Below are 23,481 nucleotides of genomic sequence, written 5' to 3'. Positions count from 1 at the left end.
ACCCCGCCCTCCAGACTGTGCCGGTGTCCGTGCTGAGAAACCTCACCCGCCGGCTCGGTCGCCACCGATGGTTCGGCGCCACCATCCGGCTGCTCGTGCCCGTCGACCGGGCCGTCGGGCGACTGACCCGGGGCCGGGTGGTCGCGCTGGGGCTCGTGCCGTCCCTGGTGATCACCACGACCGGTCGCAGGTCCGGTCGGCCCCGCAGCAACCCGTTGCTCTACGTGCCCGACGGTGACGCGTACGTCGTGGTCGGATCCAACTGGGGCCAGGCCCACCAGCCCGCGTGGTCGCTGAACCTGCTCGCCGAGCCACGCGCCGAGGTGGACGTCAAGGGCCGCCGGATCCCGGTCCGCGCCGAGGTCGCCGACGGTAGCGAACGCGAGCGACTGTGGCGGCTGCTGGTCGACGAGTGGCCGGCCTACGAGACGTACGTTCAGCGGGCCGGTGACCGGGAGATCCGGATCTTCCGCCTGGCGCCCGACGACCGGTAGCGCCCGGACCGACGCGACCGGCGCACGCCTGAGCATCGTGCGCCGACACACGCGCTACGGTGTGCGGTGACCGGGACGTCGCTGTCGGCGACGGTGTGGGTGGCGCGATCGCGGGGTGGTCGGCGTGGACGGTGTCCAAGAACACCGGGACGATCCGCGGTGGAACGTGGCCGAGCGGGTCGCCGCGGCCATCCGCCGACGGTTCCCGGCCGACGTGCTCGCGGTCGCGGTGCACGGCCCGTTGGCCCACGGCGACGACGACGGCGGCGGGGACAGCGAGGTCGGGCTGCTGGTGGTCACCTACCGGCCCGGCACCGGGCCGCCGGCGGCGACCCGCCGGGTGGACGGCGTGCTGGTCGACCTGACCGTCACCGCCGCCGAGGAACGCCTGCGTCAGGCCAGGCAGCTGACCTCCCGATGGCCGTTGACCGCGGACCGGTACGTGACCACGCGGGCCCTGCACGACCCGACCGGATGGCTGCCGACCCTCCGCGACGAGCACCTCGGCCGGCTGGCCCGGGCCCGCCCGGCCGAGTTCACCTCGGCCGCCCGCCGGGCCTGGTACCGGGGCAGCGCCGCGCACGCCCGCGCCGCCCGGTTGGCCGAGTGGTACGAGACGGACCAGGCCCTGCTGATGCTCGGCGAGGCCCGGCTCGCCGCGGCGACGGTCAGCGGGCTGCTCAGCCGCACCTACTTCCGGGATCCGGGCGACGCCGTGCGACGCACCGGGCTGGCCGGGGCGGACATGACCGAGGTCGGCGCCGTCCTGGCCGGCCAGTCGGCGGAACTCACCGCTCGGGGTCGCCCTGTCGACGGCACCATCGACGACCTGCTCGACGGCTGAGCCAGCGGCGGTCGGCGATCCGGGGCGAACGAGGCGGAGCCGACGGGGCGATCCGGCACCGCTTCTCAGCCGAGCCCGCCCTGCACCCCGATCAGCGTGCCGATCAGATAGGTCGCCGCCGCGGCGGCAGCACCGAGCAGCAGCTGGCGCAGGCCGCCGGACCACCACCGGCGGTTGGTGAACCGGGACACGACCGCGCCGGCGACGAAGAGCCCCAGCCCGCCGACCGCCAGGGCCAGCGCCAGGCTGGTCGCCCCGAACAGGTACGGCAGCAGCGGCACCAGCGCGCCGACGGAGAAGCAGAGGAACGACGAGAGCGCCGCCGCCCACGGGTCGGGCTGCTCGTCCGGGTTGACGCCCAGTTCCTCCTGCACGTGCATGCGCAACGCCTGCTCGGGGTTGTCGCGTACCGCCTCGGCGACCTGCACGGCGAGGTCCGCCGGGAGGCCCCGGGCGATCCAGATGTCGGCCAGCTCCCGGGCCTCGGCCTCCGGGTGGCGCTCCAGCTCCCGCCGCTCCTTCGCCACCTCCGCGGCGATCTGCTCGTTGGCCGACCGCACGCTGGTGTACTCGCCCAGCGCCATGGAGATGGCGCCGGCGACCAGGCCGGCGGTGCCGGTGAGCACGATGGTGTGCGGCGAGACCCCGCCGCCGCCGACACCGGCGATCAGAGCGATGTTGGTGACCAGGCCGTCCATCGCACCGAACACGGCAGGGCGCAGCCAGCCGCCGGACACGTCGGCGTGGTGGTGCTCGTGCAGCGCCGCCGGTGTCTCGGTCATGGCAGCGTCAGGATCTCGTGGCCGTCCTCGGTCACCAGCACGGTGTGCTCGAACTGGGCGGTCCACTTGCGGTCCTTGGTGACCACCGTCCAACCGTCGTCCCACAGGTCGTACTGGTAGGTGCCGAGTGTGATCATCGGCTCGATGGTGAAGGTCATCCCCGGCTCCATCACGTCGGTGGGGCGCGGGCTGTCGTAGTGCGGCACGTAGAGCCCGCTGTGGAAGGCCTCTCCGATGCCGTGGCCGGTGAAGTCACGGACCACGCCATAGCCGAAACGCTTCGCGTACGACTCGATGACCCGACCGATCACGTTGATCTGCCGGCCCGGGGCGACCGCCCGGATGCCCCGCATCATCGCCTCGTGGGTCCGCTCGACCAGCAGCCGGTTCTCCTCGCCGACCTCACCGACGCAGAACGTCGCGTCGGTGTCGCCGTGCACCCCGCCGATGTACGCGGTGACGTCGACGTTGATGATGTCGCCGTCCGCGAGCACCGTCGAGTCGGGGATGCCGTGGCAGATCACCTCGTTGAGGCTGGTGCAGCAGGACTTCGGGAAGCCCTTGTAACCCAGGGTCGACGGGTACGCCCCGTTGTCGATCAGGAAGTCGTGCACCACCCGGTCGATCTCGTCGGTGGTCACGCCGGGCTTGCAGTGCTCCCCCGCCAACTGCACCGCCTGCGCGGCGATCCGCCCCGCCACACGCATCTTCTCGATGGTCTCCGGGGTCTGCACGTGCGACCCCTGCCAGGGCCGGGGGGCCTTCTTACCGACGTACTCGGGCCGGGCGATGTGGGCGGGCACCGGCCGCCACGGGGAGAGCGTGCCGGGGGTCAGCGGCGCACGGACGGTCATGGGACAAGCGTATCGCCGCCCGGCCGGTGACCCCCACCACCATCCGTGCCGCGAGGTTGTTGCCCCACCACAGGCACTGTGTCAAGGTGTCTGCGTGGATCAAGGGGGCGCACCTCCCATCTTCTCCGCCAGCGCGGAGACCGATGGTGATCACCTGAACGTGGTGGTCACCGGCGAGGTCGACATGGCGACCGCCGACACCATGCTCCAGACCGTGCTACGCGAGCCGGCCACCCGGGTGACACTCGACCTGCGGGCGGTGACCTTCTTCGACTCGGCGGCCATCCACGCCGTGGTCCGACTCGCCAACCACTACCCGGACGCGTTGACGGTACTGCCGTCCCGGCAGGTCAGCCGAGTGCTGGAGATCGCCGGCCTGGGACGTCAGCCCTGGCTGCACCCGGCCTGACCCGCCGCATCGTCCAGCCGGCCCGACCCGCTCGACGACCCGCTCAGCTCCCGACGCAGGGTGACCCGCGTCCCTTCCGGGGTGCGCTCGACACTCAGCTCACCGAGCGCCCGGATCAGCGACAGCCCGCGACCCCGGAAACCCGATCCGGTCGATTCCCGCCACCGTCCGCTGTCACAGACGCTCGCCACCACCGTGCGGCCCTCGACCCGCACCTCGACCTCGATCACCGGCTCCACCGGGTCGACCGGGTGCTCGATGGCGTTCGCCGCCGCCTCGGAGACCGCCACCGTCAGGTCGAACAGGTCCGTCTCGCCCACCCGGTGCGCGACGAGGAAGTCCTCCAGCCGCTTGCGTAGCACGCTCAGGCGGGTGGGATCGGCGGGCAGCCGCAGCTCGAACCGGTTGAGTTCCACCGCCTCCAGGGCGAGTACCGCGACGTCGTCACGTCGGGGCCGACCGGCGACCCGCGCCACCACCGCGTCGATCAGGTCTGCCACGTGCTCCCCTGACCGGGCCGCGTCGGCGCGCAGCAGCCCCAGCGACTCGTCGATGCCGACCTGCCGGTCCTCGATCAGACCGTCGGTGTAGAGCAGCAGCCGGTCGCCCGCGCTCAGCTCACCGGAGACCGTCTCGTACTCGGTGCCGGCGATGGCCCCGACCGGCGGCCCGAGCGCCCGGTCGTGCAGGAACGCCACGTCGTCTCCCCGGATCACCAGGGGCGACGGGTGACCGGCGCTGGCATAGCGCAGCCGACCCGTCCGCGGGCTGAACCACAGGCAGAAGACCGTCGCGAACGAGCGCGACTCGGTGGAGCCCACCAACCGGTTGAGCCGGGTCAGCGACTCACCGGGGTCGAACCCCTCCAGGACGTACGCGCGCAGGGCGTTGCGGAGCTGACCCATGGCCGCCGCCGCCGGCACCCCCTTGCCCACCACGTCACCGATGACCAGCACGAGTTCGTCGTCGTCCCGGGCCACCACGTCGTACCAGTCGCCACCCACCTCGACGTCCGCGCTGCCGGGCAGGTACCGGCTGGCCACGACGGCTCCGGGCAGCTGGGGCAGGGTACGGGGCAACAGGCTGTGCTGAAGGGTGGTGGCGATCCGGTGCTCCGCCTCGTAGAGCTGGGCGTTCTCCATGCGTACGCCGACCAGTCGGGCGAGCTGGGTCAGCGCCGCCTCGTCGGCGTCGGCACTCTCGGCGGCCGGATGCCACACCCGCAGCTCGCCGAGCGGCTGGTCGGCCACCCCGGTCAACGGCAGCACGAAGGAGGGTTCGACGCTGCTGACCCCGCCCGCGTCCGCCTCGTAGCGCGCCCCACCGGCGGAGACCACCACCCGGACCGCCTCGGCGAGACTCAGGGCGTGTCGGGCGGCGACCTGGAGCACGTCCGCAGTGGAGCGGGCGGTGTTGACCGCGACCGCCGCGTCCGCGAGGGCACGCAACCGGCGGATGATCTGGTTCCGTAGCTGACCGAGGGCCATGTTGGCGCGGACCCGGGCGATCAACTCCTGCCCGGAGAAGGGCTTGGTCAGGTAGTCGTCGGCGCCCACCGACAGCCCGGCGACCTCCTCGGCCGACCCGGCACGGGCGGAGAGCAGCACGATCGGCACGTACCGGGTGCGGGGGTCCGCGCGCAGCGCGGCGACCAGTCCGAACCCGTCCAGGCGCGGCATCATCACGTCGGTCAGCACCAGGTCGAAGACCTCTTCGGTGGCGAGCCGGAGCGCCTCGACCCCGTCGGCCGCGGTGCTCACCTCCCAGGTGGGCACGAGCAGCCGGGTGACGTGTTCGCGCAGGTCGGGGTTGTCGTCGACGACCAGGACGCGACCAGCGGACGCGGCAACGAGGAGCCGGGGCGTCCGCTCCGTCAAGCCGGTGGCGTTCGGCGAGGTCGAGCCGGTGGCCGCCACCGGGCGGGACGGTGCCACGACGGTGCCGGCGGTCCACTGCGCGGTCTCGGCGACGAAGAGCGGGGCCTGCCGCGGTTCACGCTCGGCGCGGTCGGCGTCGGCCAGCCGTTCGGCCGGCAGGTGCCCGGCCCCGAACGGAATGGTGACCACGAAGGTGCTGCCGACATCCACCTGACTCGTGGCGCTGACCCGCCCGCTGTGCATCTCGACCAGTTCCCGTACCAGGGCCAGACCGATGCCGGTGCCCTCGTGGCTACGGGACCGCACCCCCGGCACCCGGTGGAACCGCTCGAACACGTGCGGCAGTTGCTGGGCGTCGATGCCCACGCCGGTGTCGGAGACCTCCATCCGGGCGGCGCCACCGACGGCACGCATCCGGATGGTGATCTCTCCGTCGAAGGTGAACTTCAAGGCGTTGGAGAGCAGATTGAGGACGATCTTCTCCCACATGTCCGGATCGACGAAGACCGGCTCCGGCAACGGCGGACAGTCCACCACCAGCCGCAGCCCGGCGCGCTCGCTGGCGGAGCGGAACGTGCTGGCCACCCGCGAGGTGTAGTCGGCCAGGTCAATCGGCTCGTAGTGGGCCACCAGCCGCCCGGACTCGAGCCGGGAGAAGTCGAGCACCGTGTTGACCAGCTTCAACAGCCGCAACGCGTTGCGATGCATCACGGTCAGCCGCTGCGTGTAGTCCTCGGGCAGCGCCGGGGCGGCGAGCAGGTCCTCCAACGGGCCCAGCACCAGGGTCAAGGGGGTGCGGAACTCGTGACTCACGTTGGCGAAGAAGTTGGTCTTGGCCAGGTCCAGGGCGGCCAGCTCCGCGGCGCGGGCCCGCTCCTGCTCGTACGCCCGCTGCTTGCCGACCGCCCGGGAGATCTGCGCGGCGACCAGCTCGAAGAACGTGCGGTAGTCGTCGGTGAGCGGCAGGCGCCGGGCCACACCCAGCACCAGCACTCCGGCCGGGTCGTTGGTGGCGCTGATCGGCAGCACCATCGCCTCATCCGCGGCGTCGGCCGGTACCTGCCCGAGCAGGTCGGCGGCGGCGATCACCCTGTCGACGCCGGTCTCAGCCACCTCGATGACCCGGGCGGACGGGTCGACGGTGGGAGTGTGCCCACCGCTGACCCCGGTCAGGCGCAGCTGCCCGTCGTCGTCGCGCAGGTAGAGCAGCGCGAATGGCACGTCGGCCCGATGCTGGTCGAGCACGGCCGCGGCGACCCGGCCGAGTTCCTCGCTGCTGGCCGAGTCGGCCAGCTCCGAACCGAGGCCGGCCAGGGCACGCAGTCGACGTTCGCCGAGCACCCGACCGGTGGTCTCGCTGCAGATACAGAGCACCCCGTTGATCGCCCCGCTCGCGTCGCGGATCGGGTCGTACGAGACGTCGAAGTAGACATCCTCCACGAAGCCGTGCCGGTTGAGCAGGAAGTGGTGGTCGCGGGCCTGGTACGCCTCACCATCACGCAGCACGCCGGCCAGCAGGGGCCCCAGCACGTCCCAGGTCTCCGCCCAGTGCTCCCGCGCGGGCTCGCCCAGCACGGCGGGATGCTTGTCGCCGATGGTCGGCCGGTAGGCGTCGTTGTAGAAGGCCCGCAGGTCCTCGCCCCAGAAGACGACGATCTGCGCCTTCGAGGCGAGCATCGTGCTGATGGCGTTGCCGAGGGAGGCGGACCAGCGCTCCGGAGGGCCCAGGGGGCTGGCCGACCAGTCCCGGTCGCGCAGCAACGCGCCCATCTCACCGCCACCCGCGAACGCCGCCGCGAGCAGCGGGGACGCCCCGACATCCGTCGCGGACGGTTGGCTCCCATCCACGCCCCCCTGGGCCGAGTTCATGCAGCCTCCCGGCCTTGTCCGCGCCGTACCCGATCATTCGTTGCCCTGTCCCGCCTTCTACCCAGGCGGATCAGCAACGTAACGCATACGAACGACCGGACGCTGTTCAGCGCAACCCGGGCACCGGTCGCCCCCTGACCGACCGCCCGCGACTCACGTTCCGTGTAACCGAGATCACAGCGGGGTGACGTACGCTCCGGTGATGCCGCCGTCGACCACGAACTGGGCGGCGGTCATGAAGGAAGCGTCGTCGCTGGCCAGGAAGGCCACCGCGGCGGCGATCTCGCTCGGCTCGCCGAACCGCCCCATCGGCACGTGCACCAGCCGGCGGGCGGCACGTTCCGGATCGGCCGCGAACAGCTCACGCAGCAGCGGCGTGGCCACCGGCCCCGGGCAGAGGGCGTTGATCCGGATGCCGTCCCGGGCGAACTGAACGCCCAGCTCCCGGGTGAGCGCCAGCACTCCGCCCTTGCTCGCCGTGTAGGCGATCTGGGAGGTCGCCGCGCCCATCAACGCCACGAAGGAGGCGGTGTTGATGATGGACCCCCGACCCTGGCGGCGCATGTGCGGGATGACGTGCTTGCAGCAGAGGTAGACGCTGGTGGTGTTGATCCGCAGCACCCGCTCCCAGACGTCCAGCCCGGTCTCCAGGATGGAGTCGTCGTCCGGCGGGGAGATGCCGGCGTTGTTGAACGCGACATCCACCCGTCCGTACCGCTCGACCACCCCGTCGAAGAGGTCGCGTACCGCCGCCTCGTCGGCCACGTCGGCCGCCACGAAGCTGCCGCCCACCTCGTCGGCGGCCCGCTGGCCGGCCTCGGAGTCGAGGTCGACGCAGACCACCCGGGCGCCCTCGGCGGCGAACCGCCGCACGGTGGCCAGCCCGATACCGCTGGCCGCCCCGGTCACCACGGCGACCCGGTCCCGCAACCGTCCCCGCATGCTCACTCCTCGGTGCTGACGAACACGTTCTTGACGTCGGTGAACGCGTGCAGGGCGTCCGGTCCCAGTTCACGACCCAGACCGGAGCGCTTCATCCCGCCGAACGGCGTCCAGTACCGCACCGAGGAGTGCGAGTTGACACTGAGGTTGCCGGACTCGACGGCCCGGGCCACCCGCAACGCCCGGCCGACGTCCCGGGTCCAGATCGAACCGGAGAGGCCGTACTCGGTGTCGTTGGCCAACCGCACCGCGTCGGCCTCGTCGTCGAACGGCAGCACCGAGACGACCGGACCGAAGATCTCCTCACGCCAGTGGCGGTCACCGGGCGAGTCGGCGAGCAGCACGGTCGGGGCGTACCAGTTGCCGGGGCCCTCGGGCCGCGAGCCGGTGAACGCCACCCGTGCGCCGGCCACGTACCCGGCGACCCGGTCGCGCTGCCCGGCCGAGATCAACGGCCCCATCTCGGTGCTCTCCTCGGCCGGGTCGCCCACCCGGAAGGCGCGTACCGCCGGTTCGAGCAGTTCGAGGAAGCGGTCGTAGACTCCGCGCTGCACCAGCAGCCGGGACCGGGCGCAGCAGTCCTGCCCGGCGTTGTCGAAGACACCGTACGGCGCACTGGCGGCGGCCCGCTCCAGGTCGGCGTCGGCGAAGACCAGGTTCGCCGACTTGCCACCCAGCTCCAGGGTCAGCCGTTTCACCTGGGCCGCGCAGCCGGCCATGATGCGGGTGCCGACCTCGGTGGAGCCGGTGAAGCAGATCTTGCGTACGGCCGGGTGGCTGACGAAGCGCTCGCCCACCACCGTGCCTCGCCCCGGCAGCACGGTGAACACCCCCTCGGGCAGGCCCGCCTGATCCGCCAGCTCGGCCAGCCGCAACGCGGTCAGCGGGGTCAACTCGGCGGGCTTGAGCACGACCGTGTTGCCGGCGGCGAGCGCGGGGGCGAAGCCCCAGGCCGCGATCGGCATGGGGAAGTTCCACGGCACGATCACCCCGACCACACCGAGCGGTTCGTGGAAGGTGACGTCCAGCCCACCCGGCACCGGAATCTGCCGCCCGGTCAGCCGCTCCGGGGCACCCGCGTAGTAGTCGAGCACGTCCCGGACGTTGCCGGCCTCCCACCGTGCGTTTCCGATGGTGTGCCCCGCGTTGCGGACCTCCAGCCGGGCCAACTCCTCCAGGTGCTCGTCCACCACCGTCGCGAACCGCCGCAGCAACCGCCCTCGCTCGGCCGGGCTCACCCACCGCCACCGCTCGTACGCGCGCCCCGCCCGCTCGATTGCCGCGTCCACGTCACCGACCGAGCTGTCCCGGACCTCCCGCAACACGTCGCCGCTGGCCGGATCCCGTACCTCACCCACCCACCATCACCCCACCCACTCCTCGCCGATCTTGCACCTTCTGCCGGGACGAAATACGCGTGTCACTCCATATCGGCGACCAGAAGTGCAAGATCGCGAAGAAGGGGTGGGTCGGGGTCAGAGGCGTTCGAAGCCACGCGTCAGTTCCCAGTCGGTGACGGCGGCGTCGAAGGCGGCCAGCTCGACGCGAGCCATGTTGGCGTAGTGGGCGACGACCTCGGCGCCGAAGGCGTCCCGGGCCACGTCCGACGCCTCCCAGAGGGTGAGGGCGTCGCGGAGGGTGCCGGGGACGCGTTCGGCCGTGGCGTCGTCGTACGCGTTGCCGCCGCACTCCTCGCCCAGTTCCAGCTCGTTCTCGATGCCGTGCACCGCACCCGCCACCAGGGCCGCGATCGCCAGGTACGGGTTGACGTCGGCGCCGGGCACCCGGTTCTCCACCCGCATCCCCTGGCCGTGTCCGACGACCCGCAGCGCGCAGGTGCGGTTGTCGGTGCCCCACCGCAGCGCGGTCGGGGCGAACGAGCCCGGCTGGTACCGCTTGTAGGAGTTGACGTTCGGCGCGAAGAGCAGGCTCAGCTCCCGCATCGTGGCGAGCAGCCCGGCGAGCACCCGTTGACCGGTCAGGCTGAGGTGCGCCGGGCCGTCACCCAGCATCGCCGAGCCGCCGGCGTCGTCACGCAGCGAGAAGTGGATGTGGCAGGAGTTGCCCTCCCGCTCGTTCGGTTTGGCCATGAAGGTGATCGACATGCCCTCCTGGGCGGCGATCTCCTTGGCCCCGTTCTTGTAGATGACGTGATGGTCGGCGCAGGCCACCGCCTCGTCGTACCGGAACGCGATCTCGTGCTGGCCGAGGTTGCACTCCCCCTTGGCGCTCTCCGGCACCAGTCCCGCGCCGGCCATCTCCGTACGGATCCGGCGCAGCAGCGGCTCCACCCGGGCGGTGCCGAGCAGCGAGTAGTCCACGTTGTACTGGTTGGCCGGGGTGAGGTCCCGGTAACCGCGTCGCCAGGCCTGCTCGTACGAGTCACGGAACAGCACGAACTCCAGCTCGGTGCCGGCGTACGCGGTGAGCCCGTGCCCGGCCAGGCGGTCCAGTTGGCGGCGCAGGATCTGCCGCGGCGAGGCGATCACCGGACCGGCGCCGTCCAGCCACTCCAGGTCGGCCAGGAGCATCGCGGTGCCGGGCTGCCACGGCACCCGGCGCAGGGTGTCGAAGTCCGGCTTCATCGCGAAGTCGCCGTAGCCGCGTTCCCAGCTGGACATCGCGTACCCGTCGACGGTGTTCATGTCCACGTCGACGGCGAGCAGGTAGTTGCATCCCTCGCTGCCGTGCGTCACGACGTGGTCGAGGAAGTACGGCGCGTGGAACCGCTTGCCCTGCAATCGACCCTGCATGTCCACCAGGGCCAGCACCACCGTGTCGATCTCGCCCTCGACGACGGCGACCCGCAGCTGCTCCAGCGTGAGCGGCGGTCTTCTCATCCGCGAGCCTCCATCACCAAGGTCTACCGGCCGAGCCGATCACCGTCAACAAGACGCTCCGCCCGTACCCTCTTCCACTCCCCCGGCAAACCGCCCGACCCGCAAGCGGTCGTACCGGTCCGGGACGTGCTCGGGGTTGGGTCGAGCGGCCGACAAAACGTAGAAATTGCGCCTTTGTGAGGGCGGCGGGAACTGAATCCGCCCACCGGATGACTGCGTCGCGCAAAACAATAGGCAAGGAGAAAGCTCTCCCTGCCACTCTCAACATATATCGCACCGGGGGCCTTGCGGCAAGACCCGGGTATTGCCGCAGAATCTGCGGCCGAGGCCAGGACCTGGGGAGATAGAGATCCGCAGTGCGGCTGCCAGAGCGTTTGGCAGCTGGCCGAACACCTATGGGGGTACGGATGCCCGACGTGATCATCGCCGGTGGTGGGCCGACCGGCCTGATGCTGGCCGGCGAGCTGCGGCTGCACGGCGTGAGCACGCTGGTGCTGGAGAAGGAGAACGAGCCGACCCCGTACGTCCGCGCACTCGGTCTGCACGTCCGCAGTATCGAGATCCTGGACCAGCGCGGCCTGTTGGATCGTTTCCTCGCGCTCGGCCAGCGGTACCCGGTCGGCGGTTTCTTCGCCGCCATGGACAAGCCCGCGCCCGACCGGTTGGACACCGCACACCCCTACGTCCTGGGCATTCCGCAGCCGGTCGCCGACCGGCTGCTGGCCGAGCGGGCCGCCGAGGTGGGCGCGGAGATCCGGCGCGGCTGCGAACTGGTCGGGCTCAGCCAGGACGAGCACGGGGTGACCGTCGAACTGGCCGACGGCAGCCGGTTGACCGGCCGGTACCTGGTCGGCTGCGACGGCGGGCGCAGCATCGTACGCAAGCTGCTCGGGGTCGGATTCCCCGGCGAGCCGAGCCGGGTCGACACGCTGCTCGGCGAGATGGAGGTGGGGGTACCGCCGGAGACGGTGGCCGCGGTGGTCACCGAGGTCCGCAAGACCCAGAAACGGTTCGGGCTCGGGCCGGTCCGCGACGGGGTGTACCGGGTCGTCGTGCCCGCCGAGGGGGTGGCCACCGACCGCTCGGTGCCGCCGACGCTGGAGGATTTCAAACAACAACTCCGGGCGTACGCGGACACGGACTTCGGCGTGCACTCACCGCGCTGGCTGTCCCGCTTCGGCGACGCCACCCGGCTGGCCGAGCGTTACCGCGTCGGGCGGGTGCTGCTGGCCGGCGACGCGGCACACATCCACCCGCCGACCGGCGGACAAGGCCTCAACCTCGGCCTCCAGGACGCGTTCAACCTCGGCTGGAAGCTGGCCGCCGAGGTGGCCGGCTGGGCGCCGGACGGGCTGCTGGACAGCTACCACACCGAACGGCACCCGGTCGCCGCCGACGTGCTGGACAACACCCGCGCACAGATGGAACTGCTCTCCACCGAGCCAGGCCCGCAGGCGCTGCGCCGGCTGGTGTCGGAGCTGATGGACTTCGAGGAGGTGAACCGGTACCTGATCGAGAAGATCACCGCGATCGGGGTCCGCTACGACTTCGGCGCGGGGCACGACCTGCTCGGCCGGCGGATGCGGGACGTCCGGTTGAAGCGGGGCCGCCTCTACGAGTTGACGCACGCCGGCCGCGGCCTGCTGCTCGACCAGACCGGCCGGCTCTCGGTCACCGGTTGGGCCGACCGGATCGACCACGTGGTCGACGTCAGCGAGGAACTGGACGTGCCGGCCGTGCTGCTGCGGCCGGACGGTCACGTGGCCTGGGTCGGCGACGACCGACAGGGCCTGCTCGACCAGTTGCTCCGATGGTTCGGCACCGCAGCCGACTGAGCGGCCGGACGAGCAGCGGGCAGCCCGTCGCGGCCGCACAATTGCCTTGCCGGACGGCTCGACGTGGCCCATCCTTGAGCCTGTGACCAGGCCCGATCGCGACGGGCCGACCCCGGGCCCTCGGAACGGCCCGGCAGCCGCGGCGGCGCGGGGAAGTGTCACCTCTCTCTCGGGTACGGCGTCGCGCCCTACCCGGACTCCGCTCCGCGCCGCCCGGTCAACACCAGCGCCGAGATCGGTCAGGCCAGCACCAGGCCGCCCACCCAGAGGGCACCGATCACCATCCCGGAGAGAAACTCGACGAGCATCGACAGCCCCGCGGCGGCGACCGCCCGTTTCGTCGCCGGCCAGGCCAGTCGGGTGTCGCCGAGCCGTAGCCGCTCCATGGCGAAGATGCCGCCGACGAAGCCGATGACCAGCCCGACCACCGGGATCACGAAGAAGCCGACCAGACCCAGCACCGCGCCCGCCAGCAACGAGGAGGTGGGCACCCCGGCCCGTTTCAGGTTCCGGCCGGGCCAGGCGTACTTCACGACCGTGCCGCCGACGGCGACCAGCGTCGCCGCCGCGAGCACCAGCCACCGTCCGGGCCCGGCGCCGCCGAACAGGGCCCACACCAGTACGCCGCCCCAGCACAACGGGAGCGCCGGCAGGCCGGGCACCACCACCCCGGCCAGCCCGGCCAGGATGGCCAGCGCGGCGACGACCGACACCACCGTCCCGGTCTCCGTCAGCCCCACGTCGACTCCCTGTCTGCTCGCCTCAGCACTGTTCCGCCCGGCACGTTCGTACCCAGGATCCGCACAGTCCGATCATGACGGTTCGTCGCCACGGAGCCGGGCGACCACCGCCTCCGCCGACCCCGGCGGGCCGAACAGCCGCCCCTGCGCGGTGTCGCAGCGCAGCGCCCGCAGCCGCTCCGCCTGCGTCTCGGTCTCCACCGCCTCGGCGGTGACCCAGAGTTCCAGGGCGTGGGCCAGGCGCACCAGGGCGTCGACGATGCGTTCGTCGCGGTGATCGGCGTCGGCCGGCTCGGTGCCCCGGATCCCCTCGACGAACGGCCCCGCCAGTTTCAGGCAGGTGATCGGCAGTCGGCGCAGGTACGCCAGGTTCGAGTACCCGGTGCCGAAGTCGTCCACGGCCAGCCGTACGCCCAGCGCGGCGAGCCGGTGCAGCGTCCGCAACGGCTCCCCCGCGGAGCCCATCACCGCGCTCTCGGTCAGCTCCAGTTGCAGCAGCTCCGCCGGAAGTCCGCTGCTGGCCAAGGCATCGGCCACGGTCTCCACGATCGCTGGCGTGTCGGCCTGGCGGGCGGCCAGGTTCACGCTCACCACCAGCCGGGCGTCGGGAAACTCGGTGTGCCACCGCTGGGCGTCGTGGCATGCCTGCCGCAGCACCCACTCACCGAGGCGGACGATCAGGCCGGTCTCCTCGGCCAACCCGATGAACCGGTCCGGGCCGATGAGCCCGAGCTGCGGGTGCTGCCAGCGGACGAGTGCCTCGACGGCCAGCATGCGCCCGTCGAGCAGGGAGACGATCGGCTGGTAGTGCAACACGAACTCGCCCCGGTCCAGGGCCACCGGCAGCCCGGCGGCCAGCGCCGACCGGGCGCTGTCCCGGGCGCTGCGCTCGGGGTCGTAGACCGCCCACCGGCCCCGACCCTCCGCCTTGGCCCAGTAGAGCGTGGCGTCGGCGGCCTTCATCAGATCGGCGACGCTGGTGCCGGCGAGTGCCGAGTCGACGATGCCGACGCTCGCCGAGACCGCGAGCTGCTGGTCGCCGACGCACACCGGCGCGGAGACGGCGGCCAGGGCGGACTCCGCCACGGCGACCACGTCCTCGATCGCGGCGACCCCGTCGACCAGGATCACGAACTCGTCGCCGCCCATCCGGGCGACCAGATAGCCCTGCTCGGCCACGCAGTCGGCAAGTCGCCGGGCGATCATCACGAGGAGCCGGTCGCCGAGAGCGTGCCCCAGGCTGTCGTTGATCGCCTTGAAGCCGTCCAGGTCCAGGAAACAGACACCGACCCGACCCGGCGCGCCGGGCTGCTCCACGAGGCTGGCCAACGCGTCGAAGAACAGCGTCCGGTTCGGTAGGCCGGTGAGCGGGTCGTGCAACGCCTGGAAACGCAACCGCTGCTGGAGTTCGTACCGTTCGGTGATGTCCTCGACCACGGCCACGGTGAACCGGGGCCGGCCGTCGTCGTGGCGGATCAGCGAGACGGCCAGGTCCGTCCAGACCGCGCTGCCGTCCTTGCGGTAGTAGCGCTTCTCCATTCGGACCGCGTCGTGCTTGCCCTCGATCAGTTCCTGGTACAGCTCCCACATGCCGGCCGCGTCGTCGGCGTGGAACAGCGACGCCACGTTGAGCTGCCGCAGCTCCTCCACCGAGTAGCCGAGCATGTCGGCGAAGGCATGGTTGACGTCGATGATCGTCCCGTCGACCCCGGCGATGCCGATGCCGATCGCCGCGCCGTCGAAGACCGCCCGGAACCGGGCCTCACTGTCGCGCAGCGCCTGCTCGGCGTCGTCGCGGGCCTGCCACATGGAGCGGGCGATGCGCTCCTGCTGGACGAAGGTCCGCTCGCGCAGCGCCCGGGCGAAGCCGGCCGCCAGCGCGCCCTGCACGGCCGCGATCCGCTCGTCGAGCGCGGGCCGTCCGGCAGCGCCGGCAAGCACGTCGGTGCGGAACCGCTCACCCAGGGTACGCACCGACCACTCGATGATCCCCGGTGCGGTGAGATGCGCGTCGACCAGGGACCGTCCGACATCCTCCGCCGCCGGTGCCGGCGGCTCGGCGGAGAGCAGCACCTCCGCCAACCGCACGGTGTGCGCGAGCAGCAGCTGTTCGGTCTCGGCCACGCTCAGCGGCACGAAACCGAGGCGGCGTACCGCCTGCGCCCATTCGGTGGCGTACCGCTGGGCGCCGGCCGGGTCGACGGTGTTCCCGCCGGAGGAACCGACGGCGGCCATCGGATCAGCCGGCGTGCCGGTCGTAGCGGGCGACACCACCGAAGGCACCGAAGCGCTGCGCGTCGGCGGCCACCTCGGACGGCGAATCGGGCCGCCACAGTTCCATGTGCACCACCCCCGGATCCAGGATGGTCCAGTCACCGAAGAAGCCGGTGATCTCGGCGCGTGAGCGGAGGGTGATCTCGGTGGCGGTACGCGCCGACAGCCGCTGTGCGTCCAGCATCTCCTGTGGCTGGTCCTCGAAGGTGGAGTGCGAGATGACCAGGTGGCTACCGGGCGCGGCGGCGGCGCGCAGGGTGGCCAGGATGTCACCGGGCCGGTCGGTGTCCGCGATGAAGTGCACCACCCCGGCGAGCAGGATTCCCAACGGCCGGTTGAAGTCGAGCAGGTCCAGCCCGCGGGCCTCGGACAGGATCCGCTCCGGGTCGCGCAGATCGGCGTGGATGACGCCGGTCAGTTCGTTGCCGGCGAGCAGTTCCCGGCTGTGTGCCACCGCGACCGGGTCGATGTCGACGTAGACCACCCGGGCCTTCGGGTTCGCGGCCTGGGCGACCTCGTGCACGTTGCCGACGGTCGGGATGCCGGAGCCGATGTCCAGGAACTGGTCGATGCCGGCGTCGAGCAACACCCGCACGGCCCGGCGAAGAAACTCCCGACCGGCCCGCATGGTGGCCGGCAGGTTCGGCGTCATGGCCGCGATCTGCTCGGCCAGTTTCCGGTCTATCTCGAAGTTGTGGGCGCCACCGAGGAAGTAGTCGTAGACCCGGGCCGCGCTCGGCCGGGACAGGTCGATCTCGGCGGGGAGTCCGTCCGGCTTCTGCACTGGTTGCACCTCACGTCGTCGCCGTGGATCGTGTGATGCTGCCCACTCTAGGCGCGTCGGTGGCACGGGGGGAGATCCACAACGCTCTTTTCCCGATCTCCCCGCCGGTGCCGGCGGCTCAGGCGGCCTCCAGCAGCATCGCGATGCCCTGCCCCACGCCGATGCACATGGTGGCCAACGCCCGTCGCGCGCCACGCCGCCGCAGCTCCAGCGCGGCGGTGAGCGCCAGCCGGGCACCACTGGCACCGAGGGGGTGCCCCAGGGCGATGGCGCCGCCGTTCGGGTTGACGTGCTCCGCGTCCTCGGGCAGGCCCAGTTCGCGCAGCACCGCGACGGACTGGGCGGCGAAGGCCTCGTTCAGCTCGATCACGTCGAGGTCGGCCAGCGCCAACCCCTGCCGGTCCAGCAGCCGTCGGGTCGCCGGAACCGGACCGATGCCCATGATCCGTGGTGGCACGCCCGCCGCCGCCGTGCCGGTGATCCGGGCCAGCGGCGTGAGACCGTACGCGCCGACCGCCGCCTCCGAGGCGACCAGCAGGGCCACCGCGCCGTCGTTGACGCCGGAGGAGTTGCCGGCGGTCACCGTGCCGCCGTCACGGAACGGGGTGGGCAGCGAAGCCAACTTCTCCAGGGAGGTCTGCCGGGGATGCTCGTCGACCTCGACCAGCCGGGTCTCGCGACGTCCCGCCGGCACGGTGACCGGCACGATCTCCTCGGCCAGCCGCCCGTCGGCCTGGGCCTTGGCGGCCCGCAGCTGGGAGCGGTACGCGAACTCGTCCTGCGCCGCCCGGTCGACGCCGTACTCGGCGGCCACGTTCTCCGCCGTCTCGGGCATCGAGTCGACGCCCCAGCCACGCTCCATCAGCGGGTTGACCAACCGCCAGCCGATGGTGGTGTCGAACACCTCGGCGGCTCGGGAGAACGCCGTGGTCGCCTTCGGCATGACGAACGGCGCCCGGCTCATGCTCTCCACCCCGCCCGCGACGACCAGGTCCGCCTCACCGGCGACGATCGCCCGGGCGGCGGAGGCCAGCGCGTCCAGGCCGGAGCCGCAGAGCCGGTTGACCGTGCTGCCGGGCACCCGCTCGGGCAGGCCACCGAGCAGCGCCGCCATCCGGGCCACGTTGCGGTTGTCCTCACCGGCCTGGTTGGCGCAGCCGAGCACCACGTCGTCGGTGCGCGCCCAGTCCACCGACGGATGCCGCGCGACCAGCTCGCGGATGGCGTGGGCGGCCAGGTCGTCGGGACGTACGCCGGCCAGCGCACCGCCGTAACGGCCGATCGGGGTACGGACACCGGCCACCAGGTATGCCACGGTCATCGCGAGTCCTTCGGGGGTGAGAAGGGATGAACGGGTGCGTCCACCGGGTCCGCGGGGACTCACCGACGGCCAGGATATCCCCGGCGGCTGCCGATAGGTTGTGGGCATGGCACGGGCCCAGTTCAGCGCGGAGACCAGTGGCGGCGGTGCGTTCGTCCGCCAGCCCAACCGGTTCACCGGGCGGGTGACCCCGCACTCGACCTCACCGCCGGGCGGCGGACCGGACGAGCAGGACCGCTGGCCGCTGGAGCCGGGGCGCTACCGGCTGATCTGGTGCCGGGCCTGCCCCTGGGCGCACCGCGCCCTGATCGTGCGTAACCTGCTCGGGCTGACCGAGGCCATCTCGCTGGGCACCGTCGACCCGATCCGGGACGACCAGGGCTGGCGGTTCACCCTCGACCAGGACGGCTTCGACCCGGTGCTCGGCATCGGTTTCCTCTCCGAGGCGTACCTGGCCACCGATCCGGACTACACCGGCCGGGTCACCGTGCCGGCGCTGGTGGACACCCGGACCGGCCGGGTCGTCACCAACGACTACCCGCAGCTCACGCTGGACCTGTCCACCGAGTGGCGACGGCTGCACGCCCCCGGCGCGCCGGACCTCTACCCGGTCGAGCTGCGGCCGGAGATGGACGCGCTGATGGCCGAGATCCACCGCGACGTCAACAACGGCGTCTACCGGTGCGGTTTCGCCACCTCGCAGCAGGCGTACGACGAGGCGTTCGAGGCACTGTTCGCGCGGCTGGACATGCTGTCGGAGCGGCTGGCCGGCCGGCGCTACCTGATGGGAGACTCGATCACCGAGGCGGACGTGCGACTGTTCACCACGCTGGTCCGGTTCGACGTGGCCTACCACGGGCACTTCAAGTGCAACCGGCAGAAGCTCACCGAGCTGCCGGTGCTGTGGGCGTACGCCCGCGATCTCTTCCAGACCCCCGGGTTCGGCGACACCGTCGACTTCGACCACATCAAGCGGCACTACTACGCCACCCACAACGAGATCAACCCGACTGGGATCGTCCCGCTCGGTCCGGACCTGCACGGCTGGACCACGCCGCACGGGCGTGACTGAACGACCCACGGTGCGCCGGGCCGCCGGTGCCGCGATGGTCTGCCTCGTGGTCGGCGTGGCGGCGGTGACGCTCGCCGTGGTCGCCGGTCCCGGCCCGGGCCTGACCGGGTACGTCAGCGAGGCCGGCGTCGCCGGCAGCGGCTACGCCTGGACGTACCGGATCGGAGTCTTCGCCCTGGCCACGGCGTTGCTGCTACTCGCCGGCGCGCTGCGGGCCAGCGGCGCGGCGCGAACCGGCACCCGGCGGGCCGCCGGAGCGACCGGCGAAGACAGGGCTTTGCGGCTCGCGGTGGTGCTGCTCGTCGCGGGCGGACTGGCCACGGTGCTGTCCGGAGCGGTGACGTGCAGTGCCGGCTGCCCGCTCCCGCCGTTCGAACGGGCCACCGTGGCGGACCTGGTGCACGGTGCGGCGAGCGTCGCCGCGACGGCGGCGGTGGTCTTCGCGATGATCGCGATCGCTCTCGCCCCGACGGCGGAACGCAGGCTGCGACAAATCGGCGCGCTCGCGACGACCGTGGCGTTGCCGCTGGCGGGCGCGGTCGGCCTGGCCATGCTGTTCGCCGGGCGGGGTTCGCTGGTCGGAGTGCTGGAGCGGCTGCTGTTGGCGGCGGCCGCACTCTGGGGCTTCGCCACCGCCCTCACCCTGGCCGACCCCACGCCCGGGAAGCGACGTCCCGTGAAGCGCTGACGTCAGGGAGAAGATGTCTCCCCGGCGTCAGCGTCCACCTCGACATCGCCCCGGCTCCCGTCGCGCCCGGGCGGCAAGCCGCCAGCGCCCAGCCGGGGTGCGAACCGCACGACGCGTGCGGCCGGCGGGCTCAGCCGGCCAGATGGCCCCAGCGTCGCTCCAGCTCGCGCCACGGACCCTGAGCAGCCACGGTGCCGGCGGTGAGCACCACCACGTGGTCGGCGCGGACCAGCGCGGCTCGCTTGGAGGTGGAGCCGACCACCGTCACGCCGCGCTCCCGCAACGCCTGCCAGAGGGCCAGCTCGGTGGTGACGTCCAACGCGGACGAGACGTCGTCGGCCACCAGCAGTTCGGTACGCGGTGCCAGTGCCCGGGCCAACGCGAGGCGCTGCAACTGCCCGCCGGAGAGCCGGGTGCCCTTGTGCCCGATGAGCAGCCCGAGCCCACTGCCGGTGGCGGCCAGGTCGTGCTCCAGCTGGGCGGTGCTCACCGCGTGCGCGGCGTCCACCTGGTGTCCGAGGGTGATGTTGTCGGCGACGGTGCCGGAGAGCACCCGGGGCAGTTGACCCACGTAACCGACCTGGTTGGGGCGCAGGAACAGCTCCGGTTCGGTCACCGGCTCCCCGTTCCAGCTCAGCAGCCCGGTGTGCGGGGCGATGCCCGCGAGGGCCCGCAGCAACGACGACTTGCCCGAGCCGACCGGTCCGACGACGAGCACCAGTTGTCCGCGCCTCACGGTCAGGTCCACGTCGCGTACGGCGATGGTGCCGTCGGTGTGCCGGACGCCGAAGCCGACCAGTTCCAACCGCCGCAGCGGGGTACGCGGCGGCGCGGTCGGCGCGGGGGCGGTACCGGCGGCCAGGTCGACCCCCGGCACCCGGGCCGAGTACGCCTCGATACCGGTCATCTCCGCCGTCCGCCGGGTCCACACCCGTGCCGACGGCACCTGGGAGATCAGCGACGCGGTGGTCCAGGCGAACCAGCGTGCCGCGCCCAGCGTGGCGACCGCGACCAGCGCCGCCCCGGCGGAGAGCCCGCCGGCCAGGAACAACGCCCACACGCCGATCGGGAACAGCCCGCTGGCCACCGCCGGGGTGGAGCGCGCCCAGACCTGCACGGCGATCTCCCGGCGCTGCCGTTCGCTGCGTACCGTGTCGAGCTTGGCCAGGTGGGTCAGCACCGGCCGGGTGGCCCCGGCCAGCTTCACCGTCCGGGCGGCCGACAACGTCGAAACCAGCGCGGTGGCGAAGGCCGCCCGCGCGGCCACGGTCTCCCGTGCCGCCCGCTCCAGCCGCGGGCCGAACGCCGTGGCGGCCAGCCCGGAGAGCACCATCGTGCCGAGGAAGAACAGGCCCGGCACCACACTGCCGGTGATCAGTGTCATGGCGACCAGCAGGATCAGACCGACGGTCTGATCGAGGATGTTGTCGGCGAGTTGGACGACCCGCTCGGTGTCGCCGCCCTGAGCCACCACCTCGGCCGGGGTGTGCCGGCCGACCCGACGCGGTCCGGTCTGGCCGTGCACCAGGCGCGCGCTGATCCGCAGCATCTGCCGGACCCACCAGGCCGGGAACCACAGATGGGTCCAGTAGTGCGCCGGGATCGCCAGGACCAGCCCGGCCGCGATGCCCAGGGCGGGCAGCCACGGGTCGCCGGTGCCGTCGACCACATCGGCCCAGAGCCAGGCCAGCACCGGCCCGTCCAGGCCGAGGATCGCCAGCACGGCGAAGATGCCCACCGCCGCCGCGCCGTACCGCGGGTCGTTCAGGCAGAGCCGGACGATCTCCCGCAGGGTGCGTGCCCGGGACGCCGGCCGCCGGTCGCCACCGTCAGCGGCCGGCGCCTCGGCCGCCGGCACGCCGCGTTCACGCCGACCGGTCTCCCGGCCCTCCGCCGGCTCGACCGGTTCGGGTCCGCTCACCGGTACGGAATCATCGGCGACGGGCGCGGCCCGGTCCGGCCGCTCGGCGCCGGTCAGCGGACCGCCGGACTCGATCGGGCCGGCCGGGCCGGTCGGTTCGCCCGCGGCGACTGTGCCGGTCGACTCCGCCGGTCGGGCGCCGACGAGCGCGGGTTCGGCGCGCACCCGGTCCGCGACCGCCCCGGCCAGCAGGTCGAGGGCGGCGTCGTCGGAGATCCCCGCCCCAGCGGCGGCACCCGCGCGGCTGGCGGCGAGGAGTTCCGCGAACCGGTGTGACTCGGCTCGCGGGGCCGCCTCGATCACCTCGCCGTCGGCCAGCACCACCACCTCGTCGCAGCGGCTCACCGATGAGAGCCGGTGCGCGATGACGATGCCGATCCGGTCGCGCAGCAGGCGCTCGGTGGCCTGCTGCACCCGGGCCTCGGTGACCGGGTCGAGCCGGGCGGTGGCCTCGTCGAGGATCACCACGTGCGGATCGCGGACCAGGATCCGGGCGAAGGCGACCAGCTGCTCCTGACCGGCCGAGAGCGCGTGCCCGCCCTCACCGAGGCGGGTGTCCAGGCCGGCGGGCAGTTCGGCGATCCAGCTGGCCAGACCCAGCTCGTGCAGGGCGCGGTCGGCCGCGTCCAGCAACTCGGGGTCGAACAGCGCCACGTTCTCCGCGAGCGTGCCGGCGAGGATCTCGGTGCGCTGCGGCACCACGGCGATCCACTGGCGCAGCTGCTCCACGTCGAGGTCGAGCACGTCGCGCCCGCCGAGCAGGACCGTCCCCGGTGGCACGTCGACCGCCCGGGTGAGCAACTTGGCCAGCGTGGACTTGCCCGACCCGGTCCGCCCGACCAGGGCGTACGAGCGGCCCCGGACGAAGGTCAGGTCGACGTCCCGTAGCGCCGGGCCACGATCGGCGTCCGGCCCGGTGCTCGGGTAGCGGTAGGTCAGGTCGCGGATGATCAGATCACCGTCGGTGGGGGCGGCGCCCCCGACGGGTTCCTGCGGGGCCGCCGACAGCAGTTGCACCCGTCCCCACGCGCCGAGGGCGTACTGCACCTCCGGCACCATCCGGCTGACGTGTTCGACGGTCATGCCCAGGGAGAGCGCGAGCAGCCAGATCGCGGTCATTCGGGCGGCGTCGACCCGGCCGGTGGTCAACGCCCACACCCCGCCGAGCACCACCAGCGCCACACCGAACCGGGTCACCCCGGCCGCGACGGTGTTGACCTGCGCCGACATCTGCCACACCCGGAGGCCACGACGCAGCACCTCGGCCGCCCGGCGGGCGTAGAGGCGCATCACGTACGGCCGGGCCAGGCTGGTGCGTACGTCGTCCTGGCCGTGGATCGACTCCTCCATCACCGCCGCCAGGTCCGACCAGGCCGCCTCCTCGTGCATCCGGGCGGGGGCGATCCGGGCGGCGGGACGGCGCAGCGTGATCGCGAGCAGTACGCAGAGCAGCAGCATGCCGATCCCGGCCGGCCACCAGACGGTGAGCGCGACGAGCGTGGAGAGCAGTCCGACGGCCAGCGCCTGCGCCAGTCGTACGCCGGGGCCGCGCACCCCCGAGGCGACGTCGTACACGTCACCGTCGATCCGGTCGAGCATCTCGCCGACCGGAGTCGTCTCCAGGGTGGGCACGGGCTGACCCATCGCCACCTGGCACAGCCGGCGACGCAGGTCCGCGGACCAGTCGGCGGTCACCCCGGCCATCACCAGGCTCACCACCAGGTCGCTGGCGACCGCGGCGACCAGCGCCGCCGACAGCAGCACGAAGAACCCGACGGAGCGGTGCAGCAGCACCGGTCCGGCGAGTGCGGCGGTGGCCGCCTGACCGATGCCGCCGAGCAGGATCAGAACGACCACCAGGGTCATCCGGCGCGACGAGGTGACCCACAGATCACGGAGCAGGCGCATGCGTCGGTTCCTCCGGTCTGGTGGCGG

General features: G+C 72.3%; 17 protein-coding genes. 6 read left to right on the top strand and 11 right to left on the bottom strand.

Annotated elements, in window-relative coordinates; genetic code table 11:
• Positions 1-23 precede the first annotated feature (23 nt).
• Both SM447_RS02075 and SM447_RS02070 read left to right on the top strand, forming a co-directional pair.
• Positions 24-494 carry a nitroreductase/quinone reductase family protein gene (locus SM447_RS02075; RefSeq protein WP_474570979.1) on the top strand — a complete coding sequence of 157 codons (471 nt, stop codon included), beginning with the start codon at positions 24-26 and terminating at the stop codon, positions 492-494.
• 124 nt (positions 495-618) lie between these two features.
• A complete protein-coding gene (locus SM447_RS02070; protein ID WP_474570978.1) occupies positions 619-1,338 on the top strand; it encodes a nucleotidyltransferase domain-containing protein in 720 nt (239 codons plus the stop codon).
• 65 nt (positions 1,339-1,403) lie between these two features.
• Here the strand turns inward: SM447_RS02070 and SM447_RS02065 are convergent, their stop codons facing one another.
• Together SM447_RS02065 and map are read right to left on the bottom strand one after the other, a co-directional pair.
• A complete protein-coding gene (locus tag SM447_RS02065; RefSeq protein WP_474570977.1) occupies positions 1,404-2,120 on the bottom strand; it encodes a VIT1/CCC1 transporter family protein in 717 nt (238 codons plus the stop codon).
• Entirely contained in the window at positions 2,117-2,974 is an 858-nt protein-coding gene (gene map, locus SM447_RS02060; RefSeq protein WP_474570976.1) for a type I methionyl aminopeptidase, read from the bottom strand. The genes SM447_RS02065 and map overlap by 4 nt, the downstream gene beginning before the upstream one ends.
• Before the next feature lie 94 nt (positions 2,975-3,068).
• Here map and SM447_RS02055 point away from each other — a divergent pair, with 94 nt between their 5' ends.
• On the top strand, positions 3,069-3,383 hold the full coding sequence (locus tag SM447_RS02055) for an STAS domain-containing protein (RefSeq protein ID WP_474570975.1): 315 nt from the start codon (positions 3,069-3,071) through the stop codon (positions 3,381-3,383).
• On the opposite strand, the gene SM447_RS02050 is transcribed toward SM447_RS02055, so the two are convergent.
• The 4 genes from SM447_RS02050 to SM447_RS02035 form a co-directional block, all read right to left on the bottom strand.
• Positions 3,359-7,129 (bottom strand): SpoIIE family protein phosphatase, encoded by a 3,771-nt coding sequence (locus tag SM447_RS02050; RefSeq protein ID WP_474570974.1) that lies wholly within the window; start codon positions 7,127-7,129, stop codon positions 3,359-3,361. The two genes, SM447_RS02055 and SM447_RS02050, sit on opposite strands and share 25 nt — an antisense overlap.
• A gap of 174 nt (positions 7,130-7,303) precedes the next feature.
• A complete protein-coding gene (locus SM447_RS02045; protein ID WP_474570973.1) occupies positions 7,304-8,071 on the bottom strand; it encodes a 3-oxoacyl-ACP reductase in 768 nt (255 codons plus the stop codon).
• 2 nt (positions 8,072-8,073) lie between these two features.
• Positions 8,074-9,429 (bottom strand): aldehyde dehydrogenase family protein, encoded by a 1,356-nt coding sequence (locus tag SM447_RS02040; RefSeq protein WP_474570972.1) that lies wholly within the window; start codon positions 9,427-9,429, stop codon positions 8,074-8,076.
• Positions 9,430-9,546: 117 nt separating this feature from the next.
• Positions 9,547-10,911 carry a glutamine synthetase family protein gene (locus SM447_RS02035; protein WP_474570971.1) on the bottom strand — a complete coding sequence of 455 codons (1,365 nt, stop codon included), beginning with the start codon at positions 10,909-10,911 and terminating at the stop codon, positions 9,547-9,549.
• Positions 10,912-11,318: 407 nt separating this feature from the next.
• Here SM447_RS02035 and rox point away from each other — a divergent pair, with 407 nt between their 5' ends.
• Positions 11,319-12,746 (top strand): rifampin monooxygenase, encoded by a 1,428-nt coding sequence (gene rox, locus SM447_RS02030; protein ID WP_474570970.1) that lies wholly within the window; start codon positions 11,319-11,321, stop codon positions 12,744-12,746.
• A 239-nt stretch (positions 12,747-12,985) separates the two neighbouring features.
• Here rox and SM447_RS02025 read toward each other — a convergent pair whose 3' ends face one another.
• The 4 genes from SM447_RS02025 to pcaF form a co-directional block, all read right to left on the bottom strand.
• Positions 12,986-13,486 carry a DUF456 domain-containing protein gene (locus SM447_RS02025; RefSeq protein WP_474570969.1) on the bottom strand — a complete coding sequence of 167 codons (501 nt, stop codon included), beginning with the start codon at positions 13,484-13,486 and terminating at the stop codon, positions 12,986-12,988.
• A gap of 72 nt (positions 13,487-13,558) precedes the next feature.
• The gene (locus SM447_RS02020; RefSeq protein WP_474571238.1) at positions 13,559-15,721 is read right to left on the bottom strand and encodes a putative bifunctional diguanylate cyclase/phosphodiesterase; all 2,163 of its coding nucleotides are present in this window, start codon (positions 15,719-15,721) and stop codon (positions 13,559-13,561) included.
• Between the two features lie 4 nt (positions 15,722-15,725).
• On the bottom strand, positions 15,726-16,544 hold the full coding sequence (locus SM447_RS02015; RefSeq protein ID WP_474570968.1) for an SAM-dependent methyltransferase: 819 nt from the start codon (positions 16,542-16,544) through the stop codon (positions 15,726-15,728).
• 118 nt (positions 16,545-16,662) lie between these two features.
• A complete protein-coding gene (gene pcaF, locus SM447_RS02010; protein WP_474570967.1) occupies positions 16,663-17,865 on the bottom strand; it encodes a 3-oxoadipyl-CoA thiolase in 1,203 nt (400 codons plus the stop codon).
• Positions 17,866-17,971: 106 nt separating this feature from the next.
• Here pcaF and SM447_RS02005 point away from each other — a divergent pair, with 106 nt between their 5' ends.
• Positions 17,972-18,937, top strand: coding sequence for a glutathione S-transferase family protein (locus SM447_RS02005; protein ID WP_474570966.1), 966 nt, complete (start codon positions 17,972-17,974; stop codon positions 18,935-18,937).
• Positions 18,930-19,625 carry a DUF998 domain-containing protein gene (locus SM447_RS02000; RefSeq protein ID WP_474570965.1) on the top strand — a complete coding sequence of 232 codons (696 nt, stop codon included), beginning with the start codon at positions 18,930-18,932 and terminating at the stop codon, positions 19,623-19,625. The genes SM447_RS02005 and SM447_RS02000 overlap by 8 nt, the downstream gene beginning before the upstream one ends.
• 130 nt (positions 19,626-19,755) lie before the next feature.
• Here SM447_RS02000 and SM447_RS01995 read toward each other — a convergent pair whose 3' ends face one another.
• Positions 19,756-23,454 carry an ATP-binding cassette domain-containing protein gene (locus SM447_RS01995; protein ID WP_474570964.1) on the bottom strand — a complete coding sequence of 1,233 codons (3,699 nt, stop codon included), beginning with the start codon at positions 23,452-23,454 and terminating at the stop codon, positions 19,756-19,758.
• Positions 23,455-23,481: the final 27 nt, after the last annotated feature.

This window comes from Micromonospora aridisoli (assembly GCF_056150025.1).
This window is presented reverse-complemented; position numbering and strand designations above follow the sequence as displayed.

Coding starts and splice junctions, on each gene's coding strand:
- SM447_RS02005 (WP_474570966.1), top strand. CDS start 17,972: ATGGCACGGGCCCAGTTCAGCGCGGAGACCAGTGGCGGCGGTGCGTTC.
- SM447_RS02065 (WP_474570977.1), bottom strand. CDS start 2,120: ATGACCGAGACACCGGCGGCGCTGCACGAGCACCACCACGCCGACGTG.
- SM447_RS02020 (WP_474571238.1), bottom strand. CDS start 15,721: ATGGCCGCCGTCGGTTCCTCCGGCGGGAACACCGTCGACCCGGCCGGC.
- SM447_RS01995 (WP_474570964.1), bottom strand. CDS start 23,454: ATGCGCCTGCTCCGTGATCTGTGGGTCACCTCGTCGCGCCGGATGACC.
- SM447_RS02035 (WP_474570971.1), bottom strand. CDS start 10,911: ATGAGAAGACCGCCGCTCACGCTGGAGCAGCTGCGGGTCGCCGTCGTC.
- SM447_RS02050 (WP_474570974.1), bottom strand. CDS start 7,129: ATGAACTCGGCCCAGGGGGGCGTGGATGGGAGCCAACCGTCCGCGACG.
- rox (WP_474570970.1), top strand. CDS start 11,319: ATGCCCGACGTGATCATCGCCGGTGGTGGGCCGACCGGCCTGATGCTG.
- map (WP_474570976.1), bottom strand. CDS start 2,974: ATGACCGTCCGTGCGCCGCTGACCCCCGGCACGCTCTCCCCGTGGCGG.
- SM447_RS02045 (WP_474570973.1), bottom strand. CDS start 8,071: ATGCGGGGACGGTTGCGGGACCGGGTCGCCGTGGTGACCGGGGCGGCC.
- pcaF (WP_474570967.1), bottom strand. CDS start 17,865: ATGACCGTGGCATACCTGGTGGCCGGTGTCCGTACCCCGATCGGCCGT.